This window comes from Paenibacillus sp. EPM92, assembly GCF_016586185.1.
GTDB classification, from domain to species: Bacteria; Bacillota; Bacilli; order Paenibacillales; family NBRC-103111; genus Paenibacillus_G; species Paenibacillus_G validus.
Map to the genome: position 1 here is coordinate 1 of NZ_BCPS01000105.1, position 25,442 is coordinate 25,442.

The 25,442-nt window shown below is 53.6% G+C and carries 23 protein-coding genes, 8 tRNA genes and 1 rRNA gene; 3 read left to right on the top strand and 29 right to left on the bottom strand.

Annotation, left to right across the window (positions count from 1 at the left end):
* The 3 genes from JMF85_RS26345 to JMF85_RS26355 all read right to left on the bottom strand — a co-directional run.
* The coding region (locus JMF85_RS26345; protein ID WP_483874226.1) for a 5-oxoprolinase subunit C family protein at nt 1–360 on the bottom strand (360 nt) is incomplete at its 3' end.
* The gene (gene pxpB / locus JMF85_RS26350) at nt 357–1,304 is read right to left on the bottom strand and encodes a 5-oxoprolinase subunit PxpB (protein WP_127609970.1); all 948 of its coding nucleotides are present in this window, start codon (nt 1,302–1,304) and stop codon (nt 357–359) included. The genes pxpB and JMF85_RS26345, both read right to left, overlap by 4 nt.
* Nucleotides 1,305–1,439: 135 nt before the next feature.
* Entirely contained in the window at nt 1,440–3,050 is a 1,611-nt protein-coding gene (locus tag JMF85_RS26355) for a bifunctional metallophosphatase/5'-nucleotidase (RefSeq protein WP_127609972.1), read from the bottom strand.
* A 192-nt stretch (nt 3,051–3,242) separates the two neighbouring features.
* On the opposite strand from JMF85_RS26355, the gene JMF85_RS26360 reads away from it, so the two are divergent.
* Entirely contained in the window at nt 3,243–4,217 is a 975-nt protein-coding gene (locus JMF85_RS26360; protein WP_127609974.1) for a phosphate/phosphite/phosphonate ABC transporter substrate-binding protein, read from the top strand.
* Between the two features lie 71 nt (nt 4,218–4,288).
* On the opposite strand, the gene JMF85_RS26365 is transcribed toward JMF85_RS26360, so the two are convergent.
* The 17 genes from JMF85_RS26365 to JMF85_RS26445 form a co-directional block, all read right to left on the bottom strand.
* The gene (locus JMF85_RS26365; RefSeq protein WP_127609976.1) at nt 4,289–5,263 is read right to left on the bottom strand and encodes a bile acid:sodium symporter family protein; all 975 of its coding nucleotides are present in this window, start codon (nt 5,261–5,263) and stop codon (nt 4,289–4,291) included.
* A 70-nt stretch (nt 5,264–5,333) separates the two neighbouring features.
* Nucleotides 5,334–6,758 (bottom strand): aldehyde dehydrogenase family protein, encoded by a 1,425-nt coding sequence (locus tag JMF85_RS26370; protein ID WP_269103786.1) that lies wholly within the window; start codon nt 6,756–6,758, stop codon nt 5,334–5,336.
* Between the two features lie 48 nt (nt 6,759–6,806).
* Complete coding sequence (locus JMF85_RS26375; protein WP_127609978.1) at nt 6,807–7,676, bottom strand: class II fructose-bisphosphate aldolase; 870 nt, start codon at nt 7,674–7,676, stop codon at nt 6,807–6,809.
* A gap of 13 nt (nt 7,677–7,689) precedes the next feature.
* Nucleotides 7,690–8,439, bottom strand: coding sequence for a GntR family transcriptional regulator (locus JMF85_RS28530; RefSeq protein ID WP_127609980.1), 750 nt, complete (start codon nt 8,437–8,439; stop codon nt 7,690–7,692).
* Nucleotides 8,396–9,592, bottom strand: coding sequence for a diphosphate--fructose-6-phosphate 1-phosphotransferase (locus tag JMF85_RS26385; RefSeq protein ID WP_127609982.1), 1,197 nt, complete (start codon nt 9,590–9,592; stop codon nt 8,396–8,398). Before JMF85_RS26385 ends, JMF85_RS28530 begins: the two co-directional genes overlap by 44 nt.
* 17 nt (nt 9,593–9,609) lie before the next feature.
* Nucleotides 9,610–10,950 carry a sulfoquinovose isomerase gene (sftI, locus tag JMF85_RS26390; RefSeq protein WP_201319270.1) on the bottom strand — a complete coding sequence of 447 codons (1,341 nt, stop codon included), beginning with the start codon at nt 10,948–10,950 and terminating at the stop codon, nt 9,610–9,612.
* Between the two features lie 57 nt (nt 10,951–11,007).
* A complete protein-coding gene (locus tag JMF85_RS26395) occupies nt 11,008–13,044 on the bottom strand; it encodes an alpha-glucosidase (protein WP_201319274.1) in 2,037 nt (678 codons plus the stop codon).
* 26 nt (nt 13,045–13,070) lie between these two features.
* Nucleotides 13,071–13,745: a DUF4867 family protein gene (locus JMF85_RS26400; RefSeq protein ID WP_201319271.1), complete on the bottom strand. Its 675-nt coding sequence runs from the start codon at nt 13,743–13,745 to the stop codon at nt 13,071–13,073.
* A gap of 20 nt (nt 13,746–13,765) precedes the next feature.
* The gene (locus tag JMF85_RS26405; RefSeq protein WP_127609988.1) at nt 13,766–14,605 is read right to left on the bottom strand and encodes a carbohydrate ABC transporter permease; all 840 of its coding nucleotides are present in this window, start codon (nt 14,603–14,605) and stop codon (nt 13,766–13,768) included.
* A 28-nt stretch (nt 14,606–14,633) separates the two neighbouring features.
* Nucleotides 14,634–15,506 carry a carbohydrate ABC transporter permease gene (locus tag JMF85_RS26410; protein WP_174817610.1) on the bottom strand — a complete coding sequence of 291 codons (873 nt, stop codon included), beginning with the start codon at nt 15,504–15,506 and terminating at the stop codon, nt 14,634–14,636.
* Nucleotides 15,507–15,562: 56 nt separating this feature from the next.
* Nucleotides 15,563–16,846, bottom strand: a complete 1,284-nt coding sequence (locus tag JMF85_RS26415) for an ABC transporter substrate-binding protein (protein WP_372814709.1) — start codon at nt 16,844–16,846, stop codon at nt 15,563–15,565.
* A gap of 251 nt (nt 16,847–17,097) precedes the next feature.
* On the bottom strand, nt 17,098–17,889 hold the full coding sequence (gene phnE / locus JMF85_RS26420) for a phosphonate ABC transporter, permease protein PhnE (protein ID WP_127609990.1): 792 nt from the start codon (nt 17,887–17,889) through the stop codon (nt 17,098–17,100).
* Nucleotides 17,886–18,677, bottom strand: coding sequence for a phosphonate ABC transporter, permease protein PhnE (gene phnE / locus JMF85_RS26425; protein ID WP_054798044.1), 792 nt, complete (start codon nt 18,675–18,677; stop codon nt 17,886–17,888). The genes phnE (JMF85_RS26420) and phnE (JMF85_RS26425) overlap by 4 nt, the downstream gene beginning before the upstream one ends.
* Complete coding sequence (gene phnC / locus JMF85_RS26430) at nt 18,677–19,447, bottom strand: phosphonate ABC transporter ATP-binding protein (RefSeq protein ID WP_054798043.1); 771 nt, start codon at nt 19,445–19,447, stop codon at nt 18,677–18,679. The genes phnE (JMF85_RS26425) and phnC overlap by 1 nt, the downstream gene beginning before the upstream one ends.
* Before the next feature lie 381 nt (nt 19,448–19,828).
* On the bottom strand, nt 19,829–20,602 hold the full coding sequence (locus tag JMF85_RS26435; RefSeq protein ID WP_201319272.1) for an ABC transporter permease: 774 nt from the start codon (nt 20,600–20,602) through the stop codon (nt 19,829–19,831).
* Complete coding sequence (locus tag JMF85_RS26440) at nt 20,595–21,515, bottom strand: ABC transporter ATP-binding protein (RefSeq protein ID WP_127609994.1); 921 nt, start codon at nt 21,513–21,515, stop codon at nt 20,595–20,597. The genes JMF85_RS26435 and JMF85_RS26440 overlap by 8 nt, the downstream gene beginning before the upstream one ends.
* Before the next feature lie 94 nt (nt 21,516–21,609).
* On the bottom strand, nt 21,610–22,413 hold the full coding sequence (locus JMF85_RS26445; protein WP_201319273.1) for a uroporphyrinogen-III synthase: 804 nt from the start codon (nt 22,411–22,413) through the stop codon (nt 21,610–21,612).
* 110 nt (nt 22,414–22,523) lie between these two features.
* Between JMF85_RS26445 and JMF85_RS26450 the strand changes: the two genes are divergently transcribed.
* Both JMF85_RS26450 and JMF85_RS26455 read left to right on the top strand, forming a co-directional pair.
* Nucleotides 22,524–23,255 (top strand): 3D domain-containing protein, encoded by a 732-nt coding sequence (locus tag JMF85_RS26450; RefSeq protein WP_236596008.1) that lies wholly within the window; start codon nt 22,524–22,526, stop codon nt 23,253–23,255.
* Nucleotides 23,256–23,639: 384 nt separating this feature from the next.
* Complete coding sequence (locus JMF85_RS26455) at nt 23,640–23,999, top strand: hypothetical protein (RefSeq protein WP_054798040.1); 360 nt, start codon at nt 23,640–23,642, stop codon at nt 23,997–23,999.
* A gap of 168 nt (nt 24,000–24,167) precedes the next feature.
* Here the strand turns inward: JMF85_RS26455 and JMF85_RS26460 are convergent.
* The 9 genes from JMF85_RS26460 to rrf form a co-directional block, all read right to left on the bottom strand.
* Nucleotides 24,168–24,241 (bottom strand) — tRNA-Pro (locus JMF85_RS26460).
* An 8-nt stretch (nt 24,242–24,249) separates the two neighbouring features.
* Nucleotides 24,250–24,329, bottom strand: a tRNA-Leu gene (locus tag JMF85_RS26465).
* Between the two features lie 63 nt (nt 24,330–24,392).
* Nucleotides 24,393–24,469, bottom strand: a tRNA-Arg gene (locus JMF85_RS26470).
* A 183-nt stretch (nt 24,470–24,652) separates the two neighbouring features.
* A tRNA-Leu gene (locus tag JMF85_RS26475) sits at nt 24,653–24,736 on the bottom strand.
* Between the two features lie 11 nt (nt 24,737–24,747).
* Nucleotides 24,748–24,833: transfer RNA gene (locus JMF85_RS26480), tRNA-Leu, on the bottom strand.
* Between the two features lie 15 nt (nt 24,834–24,848).
* Nucleotides 24,849–24,921 (bottom strand) — tRNA-Lys (locus JMF85_RS26485).
* Between the two features lie 12 nt (nt 24,922–24,933).
* Nucleotides 24,934–25,019 (bottom strand) — tRNA-Tyr (locus JMF85_RS26490).
* A gap of 12 nt (nt 25,020–25,031) precedes the next feature.
* Nucleotides 25,032–25,107 (bottom strand) — tRNA-Phe (locus JMF85_RS26495).
* Between the two features lie 37 nt (nt 25,108–25,144).
* Nucleotides 25,145–25,261, bottom strand: a 5S ribosomal RNA gene (gene rrf, locus JMF85_RS26500).
* Nucleotides 25,262–25,442 lie beyond the last annotated feature (181 nt).

Sequence of the window (25,442 nt, forward strand, 5' to 3'; positions counted from 1 at the left end):
GCCGCCCGCCACGGCGAGGTAGGCGCGCACGCCGGTGCGCGCCGCGCGGATGCGCAGCGCAGTGCCGCTGCGCAGAAGCACGGGCCGCCACCGCGGGAGCGGCGGCCCACTGCCTGCGCGCGCGTCCATGTCCGCGCCGCACAGAGCGACGAGCACATCCTGCTCTAACCGCAGGGACGCGCCCGTCAAGGTCATCTCCAGCGCCGCTTCGCCCGGCGCGTTGCCGACCAGCGCGTTCGCGGCACGCAGCGCGAACGCATCGGCGGCCCCGCCGGGCACGACGCCGACGCCGCGCAGGCCGAAGCGGCCGGCGTCCTGTACGGTCGTCTGCAGCCCCGGCTCCAACACGACAACGCTCATGATCGTCCCTCCTCCCGCGTTAACCAGCCTGCGGCCGGATCGCGCGCAAGCTCGTCGTACTGCGCGCGATCGACCGGAACGAAACGCACGCGGTCCCCCGCTTGCAGCAAGCTCGGCCGCTCCCGCTCCGCGTCGAACAACGCATACGGCGTCCGGCCGATCAGCTGCCAGCCGCCCGGCGCCTCCATCGGGTAGATGCCCGCTTGAACACCGCCGATCGCGACGGAGCCGGCCGGCACCTTCTGGCGCGGCACGGCTTTACGCGGATGCGCCAGCTTCGCGGGCAGCCCCCCGAGATAAGGAAAGCCGGGCAAGAAGCCGATCAACTGCACCTCGTAATCCGCGGAACAGAACAGCCGGATGACCTCGCCGGGAGACATACCGGCCCGATCCGCCACCTCCCGCAGATCGGCTCCCAGATCGTCTGCGAAACAGACCGGAATCTCCACCGCGGCAGGGGCGACGTGCGTCGCCGGAATCGCCTCTTCCTCGGGCGCCACCGCTTCCGCCGTTGCCCCACCCGCCGCCGCGAGTCCGGCTTGCCGCGCACCGCACCCTACCGCATCCGCCCCGGCCCCTGCCGGATGCTCCCGGGAGCCAAGCAGCCTCTCAATCCACGCGCACACTTGCTCATAAGGCGTACGCTCCCGCCGTTCGCTCGTGTCGTAGACTGGCTCCGCCGTTCCAGGGGGGAAGCCGTCCCGGTACACCGACCACACATCATAGAACAAAGTAACCGTCGCATACGTTTGTACCCATTCCGTAATAGCGGGCGGGCGCTCCTTCTCCAGCAGGCGGACGAATGCCGCCAGCCGTGCCCGCGAAGCATCGAACCCGGTCGATGTCGGGGAGGGGCCGGGATTTACCCGGATGACGACTGCTGCTTCGCCCAGTGGATATAACTCGAATTCCGCCGCATGCTCTTCCTGCCCGACTGCCCTCATCGCTTAATCCGCTCCCCTGTCCCGGATACGCCACACGCGCACGCCGCAAACAGCGGGCCGCGATACGTATTCGTTCATAATCCTTCGATACCCCATGACAGCGCCACAGCTTGATCCAACCGTTTGAAATACCGCTTAGGCCTTATCCCGCTTCGGCTTGCCGTCCCATACGATCTCCCAGTTGTGATTCAGCGTCGCTTCGATCGTGCCGCGTTCCATAATATAACCGGCGAGCAGTTCAGCCATGTCGGTCGGGATGTCCTTCACGACGGGCTTGCCTTGAAACATCATATAATTGCCGCCGCCCGCCGCACGGTAATTGTTCATCACAACGTCGTAGTCGGCCTCCGGATCAAGCGGCCGGCCTTCAAAGCGAAGCTCCTCCACCCGCGAGCCGACGGGACGCGATATATTGAGCTTATACTCGATGCCTTCCCACATGTCGTAGTTGTAGTGCTGCGGCTTCGGATCGCTGAACGCAGGGCTGACACGAATGTCGCCTTCCCCGTTGTAAGTGGCAAAATAACCGGCCGATTGCTCCAACGCAGCCTTAATGTCTCGTCCCTTCACGCGGATAACCTGCAGCGTGTTCGGATAGATATAGTTGGAGACGATATCGCGCATCGTGATATGCTCCGGGAATCCCGGCGAAATGTTATCGAACAGCGCCGTATTGGAAATTTTCGCGCCGGACAGCTCCATCTGCACCTTGTTGATGAACTCGATCAACGGGTGCTCCTCCAGCCGCACCCGCATCGGATCGTGCACCCGCATATCTCCGATCAGCCGCCCGATCGGTTGATCGAGCCATGTTTGCGCCTTACGCTCGTGCGGCTCCGTAATCGCCAGCACCGCCGCATCCGGTTCTACGCCTTCGGGCGACAGCAGCTCGGACAAGGCGTCCGTCACGCGCCAGCTTCCGTCCGGCTGCCGGGTTACCGTCAGCGTCACCTTGCCGAGCCAGGCGCCGGCGCTGCCCGGCTGTACGACCGGCACGCCGCATACGCGCGTCCGCGAGATGGACCGGTGCTGATGACCGGTCAGCAGCACATCGATGCCTTCGACATCGCGGCACAGCGCGTAGCCTTCATTTTCACCCGTTTGCGGTTCGCTCGGTTCGCCTGATTCCAGATGACGCTCGAACCCGCCGTGGTACGACACGATCACCACATCGGCCCCTTCCTCCTCGCGCAAATACCGCACCCAGCGCTGTGCCGACTCCACCGCTTTATGGAATCGCAAGCCGGCGATATGCTCCGCTTTTTCCCAATTCGGGATGTAAGGCGTGGTCAATCCAAGTACGGCGACCTTCAGCTCATGCTCGAACGAACGAATGATGTAGGGCTTCCCCAAAAAAGGCTGCTCGTCCGAAGCATTCACAATATTGGCGCTTAACCAAGGGAACGAAGACTCGCCGACGGCTTTGCGAAGCAGCCCCATGCCGTAATTGAACTCGTGATTGCCCACGACTGCCGCGTCATACCCGAGTTCATTCAGGCATTGAATCATCGGATTCGGTTCGTTCGCGTTCAATTTGGCATGATGATAAGCCAGCGGCGTACCTTGAATCAGATCGCCGTTATCCACGAGCAGCAGCGGGCGGCCGCGCTCGCGTTCTTGCCGAATCAACGTTGCGATTTTGGCGAGCCCCGTTTCAATGGGCTTATGATTGGCATATTGGATGGGCATAATGTTTCCGTGAATGTCGCTCGTTTCCAGCACGGTGATCGTCAACTTCTGGGTCACAGCGGGGGTTCAACTCCATTTGTCATGAATTTGAATTCACTATAACAAATTCAGGGATAAAGAGCCATATGCAGCTTCATGTGAGGAAAATTAACACAAATGCGACATATTAACAAATTTTTAACTGTCCATCTCCCCAAATTGTGGTATAGTGTATTTGTTAAAAGACAATTAACAGGAGGTCAATTTGCTATGCTAAAAAAAATGTCTGCCCTTAGCTTGTCCCTCATTCTGACAGCCGGACTTGCCGTCGGTTGCGCTACGAAAACGGACAACAACCAAGGCGGTCAGGCCCCGGCGCCTGCGGACAAAAAACAAGAAGCCCCTGCGGCTAAAGGCTTCGAACCGAAAGAGCTCCGCGTTCAATTCGTGCCTTCCCAAAGCGCCGAAACGCTAGAAGCGAAAGCGAAACCGCTGGAAAAGCTGCTCGGCGACAAGCTCGGCATTCCGGTCAAGGTTTCCGTTTCGACGAACTACAACACGGTTATCGAAGCGATGGCGTCCAAGCAAGTCGATATCGGCTTCCTTCCTCCGAACGCCTACGTGCTTGCGCATGACGAGAAGAAAGCGGCCGACCTGCTGCTGCAAGCGCAGCGTTTCGGCATCGACGATAATACCGGCGCCGAAACGAAAGATCTCGTAGACTTCTACAAAGCGATGATCATCGTCAAAGCGGACTCCCCGATTAAAGAGTTGAAAGACTTGAAAGGCAAATCGATCGCATGGCAGGGCGTAACATCCTCCGCCGGCTTCGTATGGCCAGCTAACGAAATGAAAAAAGCGGGCGTGGATCCGGAGAAAGACGTCAAAGGCATTGAAGTCAAAGGCCATGACAAAGGCGTACTAGCCGTATTGAACGGTCAAACCGACGCTGCCGCAATTTTCCAAGACGCACGGAACACCGTGAAGAAAGATATACCGGACGTCTTCGAAAAAACCCGCGTCGTCGCTTTCACCGCTCCGATTCCGAACGATACGATCACCGTGCGCAACGACATGGATCAAGCTTGGAGAGACAAGATTGCCCAAGCGTTCATCGATATCGGCAAAGATCCGGAAGGCGCCAAAATCATTTTCGATGTATACTCGCACCGCGGCTATGTCAAATCCGACGACAAGAAATTCGATGTCGTACGCGAATATTCCAAGAGCATCGGTCAGAAGTAATCGGACACGTTCCTAACAGAAACACCTTCGGCTTTCGCTTATTGCAGCGAAGCCGAAGGTGTTTTTTCTGTTTACATGCCGGAGCTCTCCTTGAGCTTGGCCTCATGCCTGGTCCAACGAAATACATAATAAAACAGCAGCGCCATCGGATGCTGAAGCAGCATAGCAATCAACACCGGCAGAGCAACGATAGGCTTGAAGAAAGCGGCGGCCAGCACGACGCCGACGGTATAATTCCTCACGCCGCCGGAATATGATATCGCCACCCTTTCGCTTCGGTCATCTGTAAACACAGAGGCGATGAGAAAGTTCGCCAGATATCCGAATATCAGGGTGACAAACAGGGTCACGACCAAAAGAACCGCGTTAGAACCGATGGCGTCAATCTGTTCCGAGATCGAAGCGGCATTCAACAAGACGATGATATAAAGACAGGCTTTGCCAACGAGCGAAGAAGCGGGCTTGAGCCACGGCTTCTCCGCTTTTTTCATCACATATTCGCCAAAAAGCATACCAAGGACAGTAGGAATGAGCACGAGCTTCAGCAGATTCATCGTAAGGCTTTCCACATTCAGGCTGACATGAGACCCCAGCACGACGGACAAAGTCAAAGGAACGATAAAAGGACTGAGCAGGGTATCCAGCGATACTAACGATAAAGTGGTTTCTACGCTTGCTTTATTATAGGCGACCCAAAATATGGAGGTCACGCCAAGGGGAAGCAGCGTTGACAACGTAACGCCGGTAACCAAATCCGGATGGAAAGGGAAGACTAGGCCGCTGATCTGAAAAACGGTCCATGGGATAACCAGATGCACGCCTGCCATGAACAAAACGAGGAAACCCGGTTTTTTGAATAAAAGAACAAATTTGCGATAATCGGCTTGCATCGATGAAATAAAGGTCAGGATCATAAAAAGAAACGACGTCCATCCCGTCCAGGCCGAAAGCCCTTGACCGGATGTCAAGCCGAGCAGCATGATCAGAGGCATGATCACATAAATCCACTTCTCCATGAATGCATTCGTCTTCCGCAGCTGTTCCATGTGCTAGGCCTCCTTGCCAAACCGCTCTAAGCGCATCTTGAGCAGAAAGCTTGTTTCCTGCTCTCCTCTTTTATAAATTCAGCACAATGAGCCGCTCTTCCGTCATTTCTTCTATCGCATAGGCCGGCCCTTCTTTGCCGGTTCCGCTGCGTTTCACTCCGCCATAAGGCATGTGGTCTACACGGTAAGCGGAAGCGTCGTTAACGATGAGTCCGCCCACTTCAATTTCTCTGGCCGCCTTCATGGCAAAGCGCAGGTCATTGGTGAACAGCCCGGCTTGAAGACCGTAGTCCGAGTCATTCACTTTGGCAATGACTTCCTCCTCCTCCCGGTACGTATCGATAGAGACGACCGGACCGAAAACTTCCTGGGAGCAAACCTTCATGCCCGGCTGAACATGAGTCAAGATCGTCGGATAGTAGAACGCCCCTTCCCGCTTGGCTCCAAGCACCGGAACCGCTCCTTGCTCCACCGCTTCCCGTACCCAGCTTTCCACTCTTTCCGCTTCCCTTACACTGATCATCGGCCCGATGTCCGTCGTTTCCTCCAGCGGATTGCCCACGATGAGCTTGCTCGTTCTCGCCTTCACCCGCTCGATGAACGCCTCCTTGACTTCTTCATGGACATAAACGCGCTGGACGGAAATACATACTTGACCGGAGTTATTAAAGCTTTTGAGCGCCACCAACTCGGCCGCCTGGTCCAAATCGCAGTCTTTATGCACGATCGTCGCCGAGTTATTTCCGAGCTCCAGCGCGACTTTGCGCAAGCCCGCTTGTTGACGGATGATTTCTCCGACGCGTACGCTGCCCGTAAAGGAAAACATGCTCACCCTCTGATCCTCAAGCAGCCAAGAGCCGATCTCTGCGCCGTCGCCGGTCACGACCTGCAATCGCCCCTTGGGCAGCCCGGCCTCGCCGAACAGCTCGGCCAACAACAGCGAAACAACGGGAGTAACCTCCGACGGCTTCAATACGACGCTGTTGCCGGCCGCAATAGCCGGACCAATTTTATGGCATACCAGATTGAGAGGAACGTTGAACGGAGTAATGGCAGCGATGACCCCAACCGGGACGCGGATCGTGAACGCCATCCGGTTCTCCGAGCCGGCCGCCGACTCCACCGGAATGCCCTCCCCGTGAATGCGCTTCGCTTCTTCCGCCGATATAATGATCGTCTGAATGGCCCGATCCACTTCGCCCCGCGATTCGCGGATCGGCTTGCCTACCTCTGCGGCCAATGTTGTTGCAAACAGCTCTTTCTTTGCTTGAAGCAGCTCCGCCACTTTCATGAGAACCCGATAACGCTCGAATGGCGCGAACGGCTGTCGGCAAGCCGCGCTTGCACCTTCTACGGCCCTCGAGACATGGCTCTTCTCGGCCCGTGCAATTTCGGCAAACGGCTGTAACGTATATTTGTCGGTCACCTGCATGGTTCTTTCCGTTTGTTCCCATAGTCCGTTGACATATAAACCGAATGCTCGATTGGAATCCACGAATACATCACCTCGTATTTATAGTAATGTTACGACCTTTAATCGTAACTAATTGTGGTAATCACGCGCTTTGCCGGAGCTGCCGAACAAGCGGATTTTTTCCTGAACTTTGGCCTGCATGACCTCTCTGCCGCGGCCAAGCGATACGGCCAGATGATACTCCTCCCGGTCTTTCAGCAGCACGTCAAGCATACCTTGCGTAAACGATTGTCTCAATTCCGTATCGACGTTTATTTTAGAGATGCCCAGGGAGATGGCCTTTGTAATTTGTTCGTCCGGCACATCCGAACCTCCGTGAAGCACGATCGGACGCTTCACAGCCTCTGCAATTTCCTGGAGACGCGCGAACGCGAGCTTTGGGGGATTCTTATAGATGCCGTGCGCCGTACCGATGGAAACCGCCAAATAATCAACATCGGTTTCCTGTACAAAACGCACCGCATCCTCCACCGAGGTAATCATTGCATCCTCTTCATCGACCGTAATGTCGTCTTCTGTTCCGCCTATTTTTCCGATTTCCCCTTCCGATCCGATGCCAAGAGCTCTTGCAGCCTCCACAACCTTGCGGGTAATCGAAGCGTTATCCTCAAAGGGAAGCGACGACCCGTCGAACATGACGGATTGAAAGCCAAGTTGGATGGCTTTCATCGTTTGATTGTACTGCCGGCTATGATCCAAATGGATGCACACCGGGATGTTCGTATTTTGGGCAAACGTATCGATCATGACCTTCATCGGCTCGAGCCCCATATAGTGGATCACTCTTTGACCGACCTGAATCATGACCGGCGCCTGCTCCGCTTCCGCGGCCCACAAAATCGCCTGGATGCTTTCCGCGTTATGAGCGCTGAAAGCGCCGACGGCGTACCCGTTGTCCCAAGCGTTCTTCAACATCGTTGTACCGGAAATAAAAGGCATGATGCATCTCTCCTTAGCGCGTAAGTTCAATATCGTAACTATATTGGTCGCTTCTGAATTTCGTTCTTGTATATTCCATCGGAGCATCGTCGATCCCGAAGCTTAACCGGGTCATCTCCAGTAAAGCCTCACCGGCGCGAATCCCGAGAAGATCGGCTTCATGCAGGGTTGCGTTGATCGCTGATATTTTTTCTTTGGCATGCTTGAGAAATGTTCCGTGATTTTCTAATATTTCATAGTATTTAGCTGAATTCAGATCGTATTTCATAAGAATTTGTCCGATTTTCTCAGGCCAGCAGCTGCGTTCTAAAGCAATGGGCACATCATTGGCAAGCCGAATTCGTTCAATAATTAAGACACTTTCATTCTCCGGCACCTGCAGCACCGATTTCTCAAAATTTAACATCGACACAAACTCCGCCCGGATGAGCTGCGAATGCGGGACAAGTCCCCGCTCCATGACTTCTTCCGCAAAACCGCGCAGGCGCCCCAGATTCCCTACGAGCTTCAGCGGCAGCACGATCGTGCCTTTCCCTTGGCGCTTCTCCAGCAGCCCCTCCTGAACAAGCATATTGATCGCTTGCCGGATGGTCGTGCGGCTTACCTTGAACGTCTCCATCAGTTCCTGTTCCGTAGGAATCAGGCTGTTGGGACGCCACACCTGGTTGTGAATAAGCTTGAGCAGGGCATCCTTGACTTGTTGATATAACGCAATGTTCTTATTGGGATCTACGGAATTCGGGTTGATGCTGTATGAGGTCATCGAAGGCTCTCCTTCTCCACATCGGAGGATATCTCATGATGCGGTCTCCAATTAATTGTTCAAGCCACGAGTAAAATTCGGCTGGCCTTGAAATGTATTCCTGGGGCAATAACCGTTCCCCGTCGTTAGCCACATGTTCAAGGGCGACGCTCTTTAATTTATAATTATATCCAATTACCTGGTTTCTTTGTATACTTACCATGACATTGGACATTCCTTTTTTTACGTAAAGAGCCGCTTCATTCCCAACCTCGTAAGCCTCGGTTCGATCTTGATCGGAGATAGCCCACACGGCGCAGCGCTGATTCATCCCTAAATTTTCCGAACGGACGGTCATTCCCATATTCATCCGGATCAATCGTTCCATCTCCGTAGAAATGCCCCCGAGAACCGCTCTGCCCTTCACGACTTCTCTTTGCACTTGCGAATCCCCGTCGAAGGTAACGCCTTCGCTAACGACAATCGTCGCCATGCCGTTCTCCTTCACGATGTCTTGGACCTGCGCCAGAAACCGCTCCTTCGACAGGGGAACTTCCGGCACGCAGATCATGTGCGGCCCTTCGAATTCGGACTGCTTAAGCAATCCGGCGGCAAGAGCGAGCCAACCGGCATTGCGGCCCATCGTTTCGATAATTCTCACTTGCTCGAAATTGCGCATAGCTTCCAGGTCTTTGCTTATATCCCTGACGGATAATGAAACATAACGGGCTGCGCTTGCATAACCCGGCGCATGGTCGGTGCCGGATAAGTCATTGTCCACCGTTTTGGGAATCCCTATCGTTTGCAGCTCGTAATTCATGGAAGCGGCGGCTTCGCTCATTTTTTGCAATGCGGCCATCGTACCGTTGCCGCCGATAAAGACAAGCGTATGAATATCTCTTTCCTTCAGATTGAGCACGGCTTTCGTTATGGAATCGGGAGTGAACGGATACCTTCCCGACCCCAAGCAGGCGCCTGGTACGTTTTTATGACTTCTGAGCCAATCCAGGCCAGAGCCTTCGATGAGCTCCAGATCGTTCTCAACCAAGCCTTGATACCCGTTCATAATACCGTAAATTTGAGTCTGATCGGGCAGACCGTCTACAAAGCCTACCAGACTCGCGTTGATGACAGAGGTTGGCCCTCCGGCTTGCCCGACAGCGATTTTAAGCATAAAAACCACCTCCTGAATCAAACATAAGCGATCGTCTCTATCCCCAGTTGTCGCCCAAGTTCGATTAAGGCATCAACCACATCCTCGTACACAAGCGCAAAATGAGGCTCGAACCCTTCGTTCATAAGTCCGGTCAGCGTCCGGCTGACATCATGAGGAAGCTGCACCTCGACGGAAGTCCCGTTAAACGGCTGCGGCACATCCAGCGCATTCCCCCGCATGACGAGGAGCCTATAGCCGCTTGGCGTATGGCTTACTCTGAAGATCGTAACGCCGCCGGGCTTCAGCCCGAATTCCATCGTAAAGCCAAGCTTGCGGTTAGGGTGCACGCCCGCTTGCGCACCCGTTGACGGATGGGCAAGCGAATACGCCCCGGCTCCGCAATGCCAAAAGACTACGGAGTTCCGTTCCTCATTCACATGCACGAGATCCCCCAAGTAAGGCGCGCTTCCGCCGCTTAGCTCCTGGAGCACATACATCGAGATGGAGCCGTGGATGTCTGACTCACAGGAGGAGACGATGCCGCCTTCCGTAAACTGGGATAACGTAGAGCAAGCCGCAGCTCCAAGCTCATTGAAGAAATCCGGCCAGCAGCGAACCGCTAAGGCCTGGATCCGGTTTTCTTGAATGTAATCTTCGAGGTACGAATAAAATTGGGCAAATTTTTTGACCGTTTCATCGGACCGGTTTAATCCTACGACCTGCTTTTCAGCCCTTTCGACAGCACGAATCCATCGCGATTCATCGATTTTCGCGCATTCGCTGAAGGCTTGCTGCAGATCGAGCCTGTGCAATCGGACGCCCAGCGCCGTTTGCAGTTCCGCTTCGTCCGAATCGGAGAAGAAAAAGCCCGGCGGATGCTCCCCGACGATACCGATCGACAGCTGCTTTAATTTATGGATCACCTGGTTCACCTGGAGCTGCATGTGAAGCTTCTCCTGCAACCGGGGCTCCGAAGGATTGCCGAATACGAAGGCGAAAGGATGCGCTAGATTTTTTAATACGTTGCAGGTGCTGTTGCCTCCGGTTAAAGAATTCAAGCGAAGGCGTCCGCCCACGCTCGGTTCCCGTACAGACCAAACGATCACGGGCGCTTTGAAATATTCGAGCACTTTGACGGCGAATTCCCCGTCTGCGAACGTGACGCTTTGATACACGACGGAATCGATAGATTGACCCTGGACGCTCTGCAAGAATTGCTCCAGCTCTTCAATCGAAGTCAGGATATGCTCAGGCTCGTGCAGCGTCCGGCACTGCTTCTTTAGAAACTCGGAGGTTTCGGCCCAAACGACCTCCGCTGCAGCCAAGTCAAATGTTTTGCGGCCAATGGGCAAGTAAAGCACGGATGTTTCCAACATGGAAGTGTCACACCTTCGGTCATGGAATTGTTTGATGCGGCAAAGACTTTATGTTCTCTACAGCTGCCCCACTTCACGGAACAACTCTTTATACGATGAATGCTCCCTGTAAAATACGGGCGGCTTGCCGAGCGGAGCCTCTACCTGGATGAAGCCCCCTGTATACTTCGCCCCGCTCCATAAGTGCACCCATTCATCTTCAGGTAAATAGACCGTCCAGGACGTCTCGTGCTCTTGATGCACCGGCGCAACCAGAAGATCGGGACCGTATAAGTACTGGTACTGAATATCGTAGCTGCGCTCATCTTCCTCATAATGCATAAACAGCGGTCTTTGTACGGGAATTCCCAATTCCGCATTGATTTTGACCATAGCCTTCGTATAAGGCGACAGCAAAGTGTAAATCTCCGTCATTCTGGCCAAATGCTCCAGCGTTTCATCGTCGCTGTCGAACTGCCAGCAATCATACGGGCGATTTCCCTCATGCGTTCGCATTACCGGGGTAAAGGCGCCCATTTCCGCCCACCGCATGAACAGCTCCTTGCTGCGCTTGTTTCCGTGCAAGCTCGTGTAGCCGCCAATGTCGCTGTGATGCAGTCCGTTGCCCACCATACCCGAAGACAGGGCTGCGGGAATAACGGAAGCGAGTCCATCGTCAAGCGACCAATCCACGCTTTGATCCCCCGCCCACAGCAAAGTGCAATATTGCTGCACGCCGGTATATCCGGCCCGCATAAAGTAAACGATCTCGCCCAGCTTACCCGCTTCTTTTACCGCTTCATAGTTGATCTTCGCCCACAGCACAGGCCATGCGTTATGCATCAATTTGGCGGATTCGCCGCTGTATAAAGTAAGATCGATGGGCAAATATTCACCGAAATCGGCCATCCAGCCATCCAAGCCAAAATCGATCAGGTTTTCCTTAATCACCTGTTTGTACCATTCGCAAGCCTCGGGATTCGTAAAGTCCACGACTCCGCAATAAAACTCGCCGAAATCGACCAAATAAATATCGCACTGTTCGGTTAGCGCTAAATATCCTTTTGCTTTTGCCGTTTGAAACAGATCCCCTTCGACGGCGACATAAGGATTGATATACCCTAGAAACCGGATGCCCTGCTTTTTCCACTGTCCGATCTTTTCGTCCAGCTGTGGGTACTCCTCCGGATTCCAGCGCCAGTTCCACATTAATCGTTTGCCGAAGGAAGTGATCCGTTTGCCCTGCCAATCCTGACACCACACGCCCCCTACCTTGACACCCTTGGATAAGGCGCGCTCCAGCTTGGCCTCGACCACGCCCGTACCGCCCTGGATGCCGAGAATAATCCCGTTATACGTCCACTCCGGAAGCTCAGGCTGATGTCCGAATCTGTCGGCAATAAGACTTGCCAGCTCGACGAAGGTTGCAGCCGCTTCCACGATGATCCAGCGAGGCACGCCCCAGATTTGAAGCTCGTGGTAATTCGGCTTTGTGAAATTAAAGTCCGCGTAAGCCGTCGTTTCGACGTGACAGTAATATTTCTTGCTGGACACGTAAGTCGGCTGCGGATAATTCGTCGTATAATAGTCCCCGCCCGCCTTATCGAGCACATCGGCCTGCCAAGTCGTATAGTTTTTCTTATTTCTCCCTACGCCCGGTTCGGAAGTCCACAGCGGGAAGCTTTTGCCCCTTAAATTGAAGTGCGACATTTGCTCTCCGCAGCCGTATACTTTCTCCTCCGCATCCGATGCAACCCGGAACCAAACACGGTTGATCGACGACTGCTCAGAAGTGAACGCCAGCCGGATGCCATGCGCCTCCTGCTCTAAAGAAAGCGTCAGGTACGGCTGTCCGCCCTTCGCGTTAAAGAACGTTACAAACTCGGCCTCCCCTTGCTTCTTCCATTCCGCGTGCCGCAGCGCCAAACGTTCGATCACATAATCCTGGATGTCGAAGTTGCCTCTGTACATCTCCATCGTTTCTTCGCCGTAGCCGACATACAGCAAAGGCTGGTCTGTCGTATGGCTAATGAGCGCCGAGCCGTTTAACTTGATTTCGAATCCATCCTCATGCCGGTAAATGATAAGGCCCTCTTCATTAGTTGCTTCGCTAATCAACCGATTCACGCTCCCCGAATAGGCTAGTAATTAATCGCCAGATTGTCGCCGATAATGCCGGGATGTGCGCCTCTTTCCAGCAAAGGCGTACGCTCCGGATGGGCCAGCAGCCATTTGTTCCGCATAAACAGAAGCCGATCCTCAGCCGTCACCTGTTCCGGCCGCCGATCCAGCGGTTCGTTGGTGCCTTTCGGAAGAATCACGACGCACTTGAAGCCCTCATCGGAAACTTTACAGGGCGCAAAATGCAGCGTTGTCGCATACAGCTCTACGGCCGTTCCGCGAGGAATGACAAACCCTTGTATATGTTCAGTCGAGTACGAATTGTCCCGGATATCCTGCACCTTTCCCAGAAGAAGCACAAGATCCGTCACTGCGACATTGATTTCACTGCCTTTGTGGTACTCCAAGCCGTTAAGGCTGGAATTCCGACCGTTACAGTAGCCGATCTGTATGTCCATCCCTCCATACATCGAGGCCCGGAGTGTTTCCTTGACTGCCGTTTGCTCCAGTTCCTTTACCGAAGCCACATACGTATTGCCCTCTTGCGGAATCGGGGTATTCTCCATAAGCGTCAGGATTTCCTGAAAATCATAGCCGGTTAACACGCTGCCATATGGCCGAAATTGTTCCTCATTCACGGTATACAACCGAACATGCGGATTGAACGCTTGCAGCTCTCTAAGTTTCTCTCTCATGTTTCTCTCCTTATCTCTTTCTAGCCTTTAACCGATCCGGCCGTTACCCCTTCGACAAAGAAGCGCTGCAGGAATACGTATGCGATAACCATAGGGGCCGAAGCGATCACGACACCGGCGAAAATCATCGGATAATTGGTCAAATATTCACCCTGAAATTGCAGCAGGGCCAAGGGTAACGTTTTCTTAGCATTGGAATTAATAAAGAGCAGCGGATACAATAAATCGTTCCAAATCATGACGCTCAAAAAAATGGCGGAGGCGGATAAGGACGGCAGCGTGATAGGCAGCACAATCCGGGTGTACATCTTCCACTCGTTCGCTCCGTCTATCGATCCCGATTCGATCATTTCCTTCGGCAGTGTCTTCATGAAGCCGGATAAAATAAATACGGCAACCGGCATGAATACCGACGTGGAAACGGCGATCAATCCCGTGATGGAATTCGTTAACCCGAGTTTGGAAACAAGGGAGTAAATCGGAATCATATTCACCTGGGGAGGAACCATCATCCCTGCCGCGAACAATCCGTACAGGACTAACCCGACCCAGCCGGTAAATCGGTATATCGCATAAGACAATAAACTGGAAAACAACAGGATAAGGAAGATCGTGACCAACGTTACGACCACACTGTTCATAAAATATTGCCCGATCGCTTGCTCCCTGAACATGCTGATATAATTGTCCAGATTCAGTCCCGAGGGCAGCCCGAGCGGTTTTTGAAACAGCTCCGCCGTAGTTTTAAAAGAAGCGAGAACGACAATAGATACCGGGACAATGATCAGGAGCGCGCCAAGCAGAAGAACGATTCTTTTGAGCAGGCCGCCTGCCACTGTTTCTTGATTGATCTGATTCACGGGCGGTTCATCCTTTCGTACAAGCTTCTCAAGCCGCGCGATTTCCCTTCAGCAATTTAAACTGGACAAACGTAATGAGCGCGATAATCGCCATGAAGGCCATCGATTGAGTAGCCGCATAGCCGAATTCGGAGCTCTGGAAGGCCGTATGGTAAATGTAGGTGGATAAAATCTCCGTCGAGAAGGCCGGGCCTCCGCCGGTCAAGGCAAAGATCAAATCAAAGGCTTTGAACGACTGGATGGTCGTATAGGCGACCACGATGGTAGCAGCCGGGGCGACCATGGGCCAAGTAATGTTCTTGAACGCTTGCCAGCGGTTTGCTCCGTCCAGGTAAACGGCCTCGTAAAGCTCTCCGGGAATGGCTTGTAATCCCGCTACGAAGATGACAAGCATCTGTCCCGTATGCGCCCAAATCTGTACGAAAGCGATCGATAGCATCGCGATGCTCGGATTGCCAAGCCAGTTTTGCGCCAAGGCTTCAAGCCCGATATTCCCGAGCATAATGTTTAAAGCCCCAACGTTCGGATTCAATACGAATCCCCAAATGAAAGCTACGGAGATCGAGGAAATAATCGTTGGAAAAAAGTAAAGCGCGCGCAGAAAAACGTTCGTTTTCGAATTTTTCAGCAGCAAAATCGCCAAAACCAGAGAGAACACGGTTTGAAACAAGACTACGCAGAGCATAAACTTCAAATTGTTGACCATGGCTTTTTTGAAGATCATGTCGCCAAAGAGCATTTTCTCATAGTTGGCGAGCCCCACCCAATTCCATTCCGGCGATATGCCTTCCCAGTCCGTAAACGAAAGGATTAGCCCGTTAATCGTCGGATACACAAAGAACAGCAAATAAAGCAAAAGGCCCGGCAATACAAACAAATAAAGCGATTTACTCTGCTTCATCAGCTACCTCCGTCTTGCTATGGGAGGAGGGACCGCCTCCTCCCATGCCGCTAAGCTTACTTCTTTACATTTTGATCGATAATAGCTTGGGCTTCTTTGGCGGCTTGTTCCGGACTTTTCCCGCCAACCACCGCTTGGATCGAAGCGACAACCGCTTTTTCATTCTGGGAATTGCTGATTAAATACCGCGGATGAAAACGTGTTTTCTTATCCATCCAAGTGGCCGATTCCTTCAATTCCGGCGTATTGTATTGGACGCCTTTCACCGTAACCATCTGACCGGTTTGATTGGCATACTTCTCAGCGTTTTCTTTCTGGCTGAGGAATGCGATAAACTTCTTGGCTTCTTCCTTGTACTTCGACTTCGCGTTGACCCCGAGCATAAAGGTCGTCGTATGAATCCCTTCGAATACCGCCTTGTCCGCGGATACGGTAATCGGCGCCAGCAAGCCTTGAACCAGGTTAGGGTTAAGCTGCTTGTTGCTGGACATCATGTACGATCCGGTCGCGAGCATCGCCGCTTTCTCCTGAGCGAAAAGCGATCCTGCAATATCTTTATTCGTCCCGAGCGAATCCTTCTGGAAATATCCTTTATCCGCAAGCTCTTTGAATTGGGACAACGTTTTGACGAACCATTCGTCCGTCAGCTTGGCCTGACCCGACTCGACTTTGGACCAGATGTCTTCGTCCGTGTTATTGTTCATCATCATCGAGTTGACGAACTGCCCTGGACCGATATCTTGACCCGGGAAGGCGATCGGAACATACCCGTTGCTCTTTAACGTTTCGCAAACCTGTAAAAACTCGTCCCAGCTTTTAGGAATTTGCAGCTTTAATTTTTCAAAAATCGCCTTGTTGTAAATCGGCTGGTTGTAAACTAACTGGTAAGGGAAGGCGAACTGTTTTCCGTCCTTTTTCCCCGCTTGAATCAAATTGTCATTGTAATTGCTTACAAAACTCTCTTTGCTCAAGTCCTCATATAAATTCGATTTCGAGATCGTTTCAAATTGAGCGCCCGGAAACGAAGCGAACACGTCCCCGGAAGAACCGTCGAGCAGCTTAGCCTGGGCGTTCGCCAGATACGACTCGGACGGGAAGATGTTCATTTCCACCGAAATATTCGGATTCGCTTTATTAAAATCCGCGATCAGCTCTTCAAACACTTTTTTATCTTCTCCGCGCCAATGGATAAAGCTGATTTTTACTTTCGACTCGCTTTTCTTCGCCTCGCCGGTGTTTGTATTTTGCGCTTCGCTGCCCGCTTTGTTCGTTTGAGCACAGCCTGTGATTGCGACCGTACCGACAAGTAAAACAGATGCCCATTTCATCATTTGTTTCATCTGCTTGCCCCTTTGCTTATTTTTTGTTAATTAGCCACCCTAAAAACCAATTGTTTCTAACATCATGATGTTTTCACTTCCTGCCGGCCTTTTGTAAAGCGTTTACATCACTATGTTTGATTACATTGTAACTACCTTTAATTGTTTTGGCAAGATATTTCTTCACGACCCCTTCCAATCTGCCTGCCCAACGCCAATAAAGCCCGATCCTTGACGGCTGTCAAGAAGGGGCTTTATCGGTGTTGTCAATTTTAGACCAAACGCTTGCGGATGGACGACGAGATGATGTCGATAATCGTCACCATCACAATAATGCCGAGAAGAATGATGCCAACGCGATTCCATGCGCGGGCTTCCAAGGCAAAGATCAGCGGCGCGCCGATCCCGCCGGCACCGATCAAGCCCAGAATGGACGCGGATCGTATATTAATCTCGAACCGGTACAGCGCAAACGAGAAGAAGTGCGGCAGCACCTGCGGCATAATCGCAAACCAGAGCACCTGCAGCCGGTTGGCCCCGCAAGCGGTCAACGCTTCCGTAGGCCCCATGTCCAGGTTTTCAATAGCTTCCGAATACAGCTTGCCCAGCATGCCGATCGAGTGCAAACCTAACGCCAGCACGCCGGCATAAGCGCCCGGCCCGACGGCCTTAATGAAAATGATGGCCATAATAATTTCGGGGAACGTGCGGATCAAGCTTAGCATGAATTTGCCGCTTCCGGTTACGGCGCGGTACCGGCTCATATTCGTGGCCGCCCAGAAAGCGAACGGCACGCACAATATGGCGGAGATGAACGTCCCGATGATCGAGATGCCCAGAGTATCGAGCAAGCCTCGAAGCAAATCTTCTCCTTCGGGATCGTAGACGAATCCCCAGTCCGGGTTGAACAGGCCGCTCATGATGGTGGCGAAGTCGCGGCCGGCATTTTCGGTTAATCCCCCGAACTCGATCCCGGTGAACGACCAGACGTAAATGGCCAGCACGATGATCGCAACGAGCCAATAACGGATACGGAAAGGTTTACGAACCGATTTCGTACTCATAGCAGCCTCTCCCTTACCTTGGTGCTGATGTAATCGATAATAAGAACGATCGCCAGCGTCAGAATGATGATCAGCGCCGAGCGGTCATACCGGAATTGCTGCAGCGTGCGATCCAGGAACAACCCGATCCCGCCGGCTCCGACCAGTCCGAGCACGGCTGCCGCCCGAACGTTAACTTCGAAGGTGTATAAGAAATACGCCGCATACTGCGCCGCCACCTGCGGCACGACACCGAAGTGAATCCACTGCATTTTGTTCGCGCCGACGGCCGTCATCGCTTCAAGCGGTCCCGGATCGATCGCTTCGATCGACTCATACGTGAGCTTGGCGATCAGGCCGAACGAGAAGAAAATAAGCGCCAGCACGCCGGGCGCCGCGCCGATTCCGAAGATGGCGACGAACAAGCCGGCAAACAGCAGCTCCGGAATGGTCCGGATCAGGTTCATAATGAATCGGGCCGGCTGGTAAATCCACGGCGTCCGGGCGACGTTGCCGGCCGCGAGCAGCGCGATCGGAATCGCCAGCAGTCCGCCGATCGTCGTACCGATGACGGCCATTTGCACCGTTTCCATCATCGGATCCCAGACGACGTCGATATAGCTCCAATCCGGCGGGAACATTTCGACGATCAGCTTGCCCATCTCCGGCGCCCCTTGGATTAGCTTGGGCAGGCTCGAATCGGTGTTCTCCGCGCTCCACCAGAGCAGCACGATCAGCAGCAGCGTCGTCATATACGACTTCATACGCGATGGTTTCTGTAAAATCTTCTTGCGCTCGGAGTCGGTCATTACGCCTCTCCCCCCAGCAACTCGTCCTTCTTAATGGCACGGCCGTATATTTCCGAAAACTTCTCGTCCGTCGCTTCCGCTACCGGACCGTCGAACACCACTTCTCCAGCCCGAAGCCCGATGATCCGCGTCGCATACTCGCGCGCCAGATCGATAAAGTGAAGATTAACGACCGTTGTAATGCCGAGCTCCTGATTGATTCGTTTCAGGTCGTCCATGACCTGGCGCGTTGTCAACGGATCAAGCGAGGCGACGGGCTCGTCGGCGAGAATGATTTTCGCTTCTTGCGCCAATGCCCGGGCAATCGATACGCGCTGCTGCTGTCCGCCGGACAGCTCGTCGGCACGCGAGTAGGCTTTATCCAGGATATTTACACGTGAAAGGGCGTTCAGGGCAAGCTCGACATCCTGCTTCGGGAACAAGCCGAGCAAGGTCCGCAACGTCGAATGATAGCCGACCCGCCCGGATAATACGTTGCGCAGCACCGAGGAGCGCTTCACGAGATTGAAGCTTTGGAAGATCATTCCGATATCGCGGCGCAGCCGCCGAAGCTGAGCGCCGGATGCCGCCGTAATCGAATGGCCGTCGATGACGATTTGACCGTCGGTAATTTCATGCAGGCGATTGATCGAGCGCAGCAAAGTTGACTTCCCGGCTCCAGACAGCCCTACGATGACGATGAATTCTCCCTTTTTCATGTTCAAATTAATATTTTTGAGACCTACGGTTCCATTGGGATACACTTTGGAAACATTTTTGAATTCTATCATAAGTAACCATAAATCCCCTTTTAGTTAGATTGGCCAACAAAAAAACATTCGACACGATCTGTGGTTTTCCTCTTTCCTTTCACAGGTTTACCTAACCTTATTTTACCTGTTGGCCCGCCTGTTTCCGTGAAGGCGGTTTCAGTTCCGTTCACCGTCAAACCACCGTTCAATAGGTCGGAAGAACCAGCGTCCGGGCAGCTGCAAGAAACGTCCTTCTCGGAACGTACCCCGCATGTAGAGCCCCTGACCGGAGACCTTTTCGAAGGACATACATTTATGTTTCAGCGGAAGCTTTCTTGCGATACAGAGCGACTTGCAGCACTTACAAAAAAACGTGACGTTATCCTCCGCTTGAGCGGAAGACCGTCACGTTTATTTGCGCTAACTGCCGGCAACGTCCCGTTTCGTAAACAATAGCCAGGATATGCCGTAAAACAGCAGCCAGTACAAGACCAGCACCGTAACCGAGAAACCTAACGTCATGCCGGGCAAGAGCGGCTTGCCGCCTACAATGTAAGGGGTCAGATCCGTGTTGGCGAAGACGAAGTATTTGACCCATTCGTACTTTAGTGACACAAGCGCCGCTACGATACCGTCTTTCGTCCACAACAGAAAGATGGACAAGCCGATAGCCAGCGAGCTGCTGCGGAAAACCGCCGAGATCATGAAGGCGAGCGTTACCGCCATGACAATATTCACCGCGTGGAGCAGGTACGTTCGCACAATGTTTCCCATCGTCACCCCTTCGCCCACCTGTCCGCCTACGCCGAACAGCAGCAGCCCGGTGAAATAGGCGCTTATGAAATGAACGACGAGCAGCATCAGCACGAACAGCAGCACGGCGATGTACTTGGACGCCAGAATCTTGCTTCGCGACGCCGGGCGGATAAGCAGCAGCTTGATCGTTCCCCACGTAAATTCAGAGGCGACCATATCGCCTGCCACAATGACGCTGAAAATCGTGACCAGCATGGTCAGGAAAGTCGCGAAGGCCATAAACTGCAGCACGTGCGCCAGGTTCGCATCCAGCATGAACTTCATCAGAACCCCTGTCATGATGACGCATAAGATGAGAATCGCCAGCATGATCCAAGTCCGCACCCGGCTGTAAATTTTCATCTGCTCGTTCTGAACGAGCGCGAATAGGCTAGACAATCCGATTCCCCCTTGTTACCTCAAGGAACTGCTCCTCGAGCGTCTTGGTGATCGTACGGATCCCGTAGACGGCGATACCCGCCGCCACGATACGCGCATTCAGCGCGGCTATCGCCTCCCGCCGGTTCGGCAGCCGGACAGCCAGCTCCGAGCCTTCCGTCCGCGCTTCCAGCTCGTCCTGGAGCAGCTTCAGCGCATCCCCCGGGCGGTCTAATTCAAACCGTACCTCGTGCGTATCGGTATCGTCCGATGCGTTCTTGAAAGAGCGTACATCGAGCAGCCGGCCGTTCTGGATAATGGCGACACGGTCGCACATCAGCTCCATCTCCGACAGCAGATGGCTCGAGACGATGATCGCAAGCCCTTCGTCGCGGGCCAGCGTCCGCAAATAATCGCGAAGCTCCCGGATGCCTTCCGGGTCGAGTCCGTTCGTCGGTTCATCGAGCACGAGAACCGAGGGCCGGTGCAATATCGCCTGAGCGACGCCGAGCCGCTGACGCATCCCCAGCGAATACGTCTTCACTTTATCGTGAATCCGGTTGTCCAAGCGGACGAGCCGCACGACTTCATCGATGCGCTCTTTATCCACACTCGGCATCATCCGGGCAAAATGAATCAAGTTCTGATACCCGGTCATAAAGCCGTAAAACTCCGGATTCTCCACGATCGCGCCGACATGCCGCATCGCCTGCTCGAACTGCCCGCGAACGCTATGGCCTTGAATCCGGATTTCTCCTCCGGATATCGAGATCAATCCGACCATCATGCGGATGGTCGTCGTTTTGCCAGCCCCGTTCGGGCCTAGAAATCCGAATACTTCGCCCGGGCGGACTTCGAACGTCAACCCGTCGACGATTGTTTTGGCGCCGATTTTTTTCGTCACCTGGTGGAGCTTCACTACCGGCGTATTCATGATGGAGCCTCCATTTAAGCCAAAAAGGTATCGTATCTTTTCCAACAGGAAAAGTATACCATACCTGTCCATCCCGGCCCAAATAAACGCCGGATTACGATTCGTAGTATTTCGCGAGGGTGACCATCATGCTCCCCATCCGCTCCTCTTCGGGTGCGACCACCCGTTCGATTCCTTCCTCGCGAAGCGCTTCGGCCGTAACCTTGCCTACCGCAACGGCGACGACGCCTTCCGCGAACGCCTGAAGCAGCTGTCCGGCCACACCCTGCTCTCTGGCGTACTGCAGGAGGAAGCGTACTTGCGGCGTACTGGTGAACGTTACCGCGTCCACTTCGCCGTTCACGATCTCGCGCAGCAATCGGTCCACCACCTCAAGCTCGGGAGCGATGTGAAGATACGGCAATATTTCGTGATGCGTCGCGCCGCGTTCTTCCAACCACCGGACAAGCCGCGGCGCATGATCCCCGTACAACTGCAGCGCGACATGTTTCCCTCGCAGATCGATCGGCTCCAGCGCCCGTAAAAGTCCGGAGGTCGTGCCGTCGTCATCGCGCACTTGAGGTATCACGCCTAACTTCTTCAGCACATTCACCGTCTTGTAGCCGCGGGCGGCAATCGGCGTGCTGCGCAGCAGCTCAGCGAAAGTGTCCGCCTTGCCGATCGCTTCGGCGGCTTGCACGAGCAGCTCCGTGCCGCCCCCCGTCGTCAACATAATCCAGTCGGCGCCCCGCTCGATCAGCTTCGCCACTTCGCCCTGCACCTGCTCTCCCTCGACCGCAACCGTGCCTTGCGCCGGTCGAACAAGCGGGATACCGCCCATTTTCTCTACGATGATGCTCAGCTCCGCTGCTTTGCGCGGCCCTGTAATCGCGATGCGTTTGCCGGTTAATTTTGCCATATGGTTTCCTCCGATTGTCGAGTCAAGGTATGTACCATGTATAGAACTCTCTCATTTCGGCAACTCTAGTAGCAGAATCGGTACATATTGCTAGAGGAGGAATGAGAGAGATGCATGGTATGACTCGTATGTTTGTTGTTTTATTCGCATGTTTGAGCCTGGTGACGACATTATCGTCCCCGGCAGCTGCCGATCCGGCCGACGCGGCCGGCTATGAAACTATCTTTATTAACGATTTCTACATCGCTTCGGAAGACCCGGCGAACCAGGATGCTTCCGATACGATGCATACGGCGGCGGAGCCGGTCGTCATTCCGACCACCGTTCCTTATATCGTTCGCTCCGGCGATACGCTGTATCAGATCGCCCGTTCGTTCGGCGTCAGCCTGACTGCCATCCTGGCCGCCAACTCGATCCCGAATGCGAGCCGGCTATCCATCGGCACCCAGCTCGAAATTCCCGTTCAGGAGCCTGCACTGCAGTTTGCCGACGGCCAAACGAACGTCGTCGAACAAGTGCTGTCTTCCACCTTAACCGCCTACACCGCCGGCTACGAATCGACGGGCAAGACGCCTACCCACCCGCAATACGGGATCACCTACAGCGGCAGCAAGGCGCAGGAAGGCCGCACGATCGCCGTCGACCCGAAGATTATCCCGATCGGCACGAAGGTGTTCATTGACGGTATAGGACTTCGTACGGCCGAGGATACCGGATCCGCGATTCGCGGCGCACGCATCGACGTCTACATGACCGATCTGAAAGAAGCCCGTGATTTCGGCGTCAAGAAGAACGTTAAAGTGTATGTGCTCGGCGCAAGCCAGCGCGACACTGCTTACTAGCCGTACAGCACCCCATTCTCTCTGCTCTGCCGGGGGCTGTATATGAATGCCCAGCTCCGCCAGCCAGCGGAGCTTGCCATTGGCGACGGTTCATACCCATAGCGTTCTGATTGGCGAACAAAATTTCCGCCACCGCTTTGCAGAGCTCGACGTCCGATGAATGGGAAGCCGTCGATACAGCATTCTCCCCATAACCCCAAGTTTGCCCTTTTTCGTTTCATCATCCATCATAATATGAAAATAGCTGCGAACCAACATGTTTTTTGCAAAAAAGGGCAAGCTAAGCGATGTCCGGCAATGAACGGTTCTCTCTAGCCGGGAACGAACGGACGAACATCTCACCGGCCTAACTGCGCGGCCGAGTCCGGGAGGTATGCTCTGCGTATGCGGTACCTTATTATTGGTCTACTCTTCTGCTTCACCGTTCCGCTCGTCTTAACTGCCGGCTGCGGAAAAGAGAATGCCCCTGATCAGCAATCGCGGCAGCAAAGCGATAAACCGATTGATACGGAACTGCAGCAGCAGATGAAAATGTATCAGGAAATCAAAAAGCAAGAATACGAGCAGAACAATCAGAGACGAACCGCCGAAAAGAAACGATTGAAGGAGCTGCAGAAAACACAGGAGGAAGCGCTCAGGCACGAGCTCGAATTTCAAGAGAAGGTGCGGCAAAGCGGAAATCCTTTGTCTTCTGATAATAACGACACGAATAACCAACAGGGATCCGACCAAGAGCTTGAGTAAGAATCCCCGCAACAGGCGGGACAATAACCGCTCATAAAGCGAATCCCGGGTGCAGCCGGATGCCTTATGAAATTCAGCTTCCCTTGAGAGCGGTACGTTTTGACATGCAGAAAAAACAAAAAAATTGCGGAGAAAATTCCCGCAATTTTTTGTTTACCGTTGTTAGTATCGGGACGACACGATTTGAACATGCGACCCCCTGGTCCCAAACCAGGTGCTCTACCAAGCTGAGCTACATCCCGTTGTTTAATGCCGGTAGAGGGACTTGAACCCCCACGGTTTCCCTCACGATTTTGAGTCGCGCGCGTCTGCCAATTCCGCCATACCGGCTCGTACAATTGTTGCAATGGTGTGCGCCCTGAGAGATGCACTTTGTAACTCGATGAAGATGAATGGCGTGCCCTGAGAGATTCGAACTCCCGACCTTTTGATTCGTAGTCAAACGCTCTATCCGGCTGAGCTAAGGGCACATCTTGTCAAGTCAACGAAGAATATCATATCATGTATAATACCATGTTGTCAACTACTTTTTTCATGCAGCAAGGAGAGCTCTTGATCCCACATACATGGATCTATACCATGACTGCCGATCTTGCCTTACGGCAGAAAAAAACTTCAACCTCAAAGGCTGAAGCTCCTTTTCTGATACACGATGCGCTCGAGAGGACTCGAACCTCCACGGCTGTTACCCCACTAGAACCTGAATCTAGCGCGTCTGCCAATTCCGCCACGAACGCATGTTTGGATATGGTGCGGTTGAGAGGACTCGAACCTCCACGAGCGTACGCCCACTACCCCCTCAAGATAGCGTGTCTGCCATTCCACCACAACCGCATATTGAATTAAACGTGAGCCATGTAGGACTCGAACCTACGACACCCTGATTAAAAGTCAGGTGCTCTACCAACTGAGCTAATGGCTCATACTGGATAACTGGTGGAGGCTGATGGATTCGAACCACCGAACTCGTCAGAGAACAGATTTACAGTCTGCTGCGTTTGGCCACTTCGCTAAGCCTCCGTGTTAATTCCATGGTGGCTCGGGACGGAATCGAACCGCCGACACGAGGATTTTCAGTCCTCTGCTCTACCGACTGAGCTACCGAGCCCAATTGGGCAAAATAAAAATTCCCCGAGGGGAAATCCGCTTGGCGACGTTCTACTCTCCCAGGACCCTGCGGTCCAAGTACCATCGACGCTGGAAGGCTTAACGTTCGTGTTCGGGATGGGTACGCGTGGTTCCCTTCCGCCATCATCACCAAACGGATGTTGATGCTTCTTGCGAAACATCAGATCTTGCCATTCAAGGCGGCTTGCACCTTGAAAACTGGATACGAAACTTAGCATGCTGAATGCTTTGACTTCACTAAAGTGAAAGTCTTTTTGGATAAGCCCTCGACCGATTAGTATTCGTCAGCTCCACACGTTGCCGCGCTTCCACTCC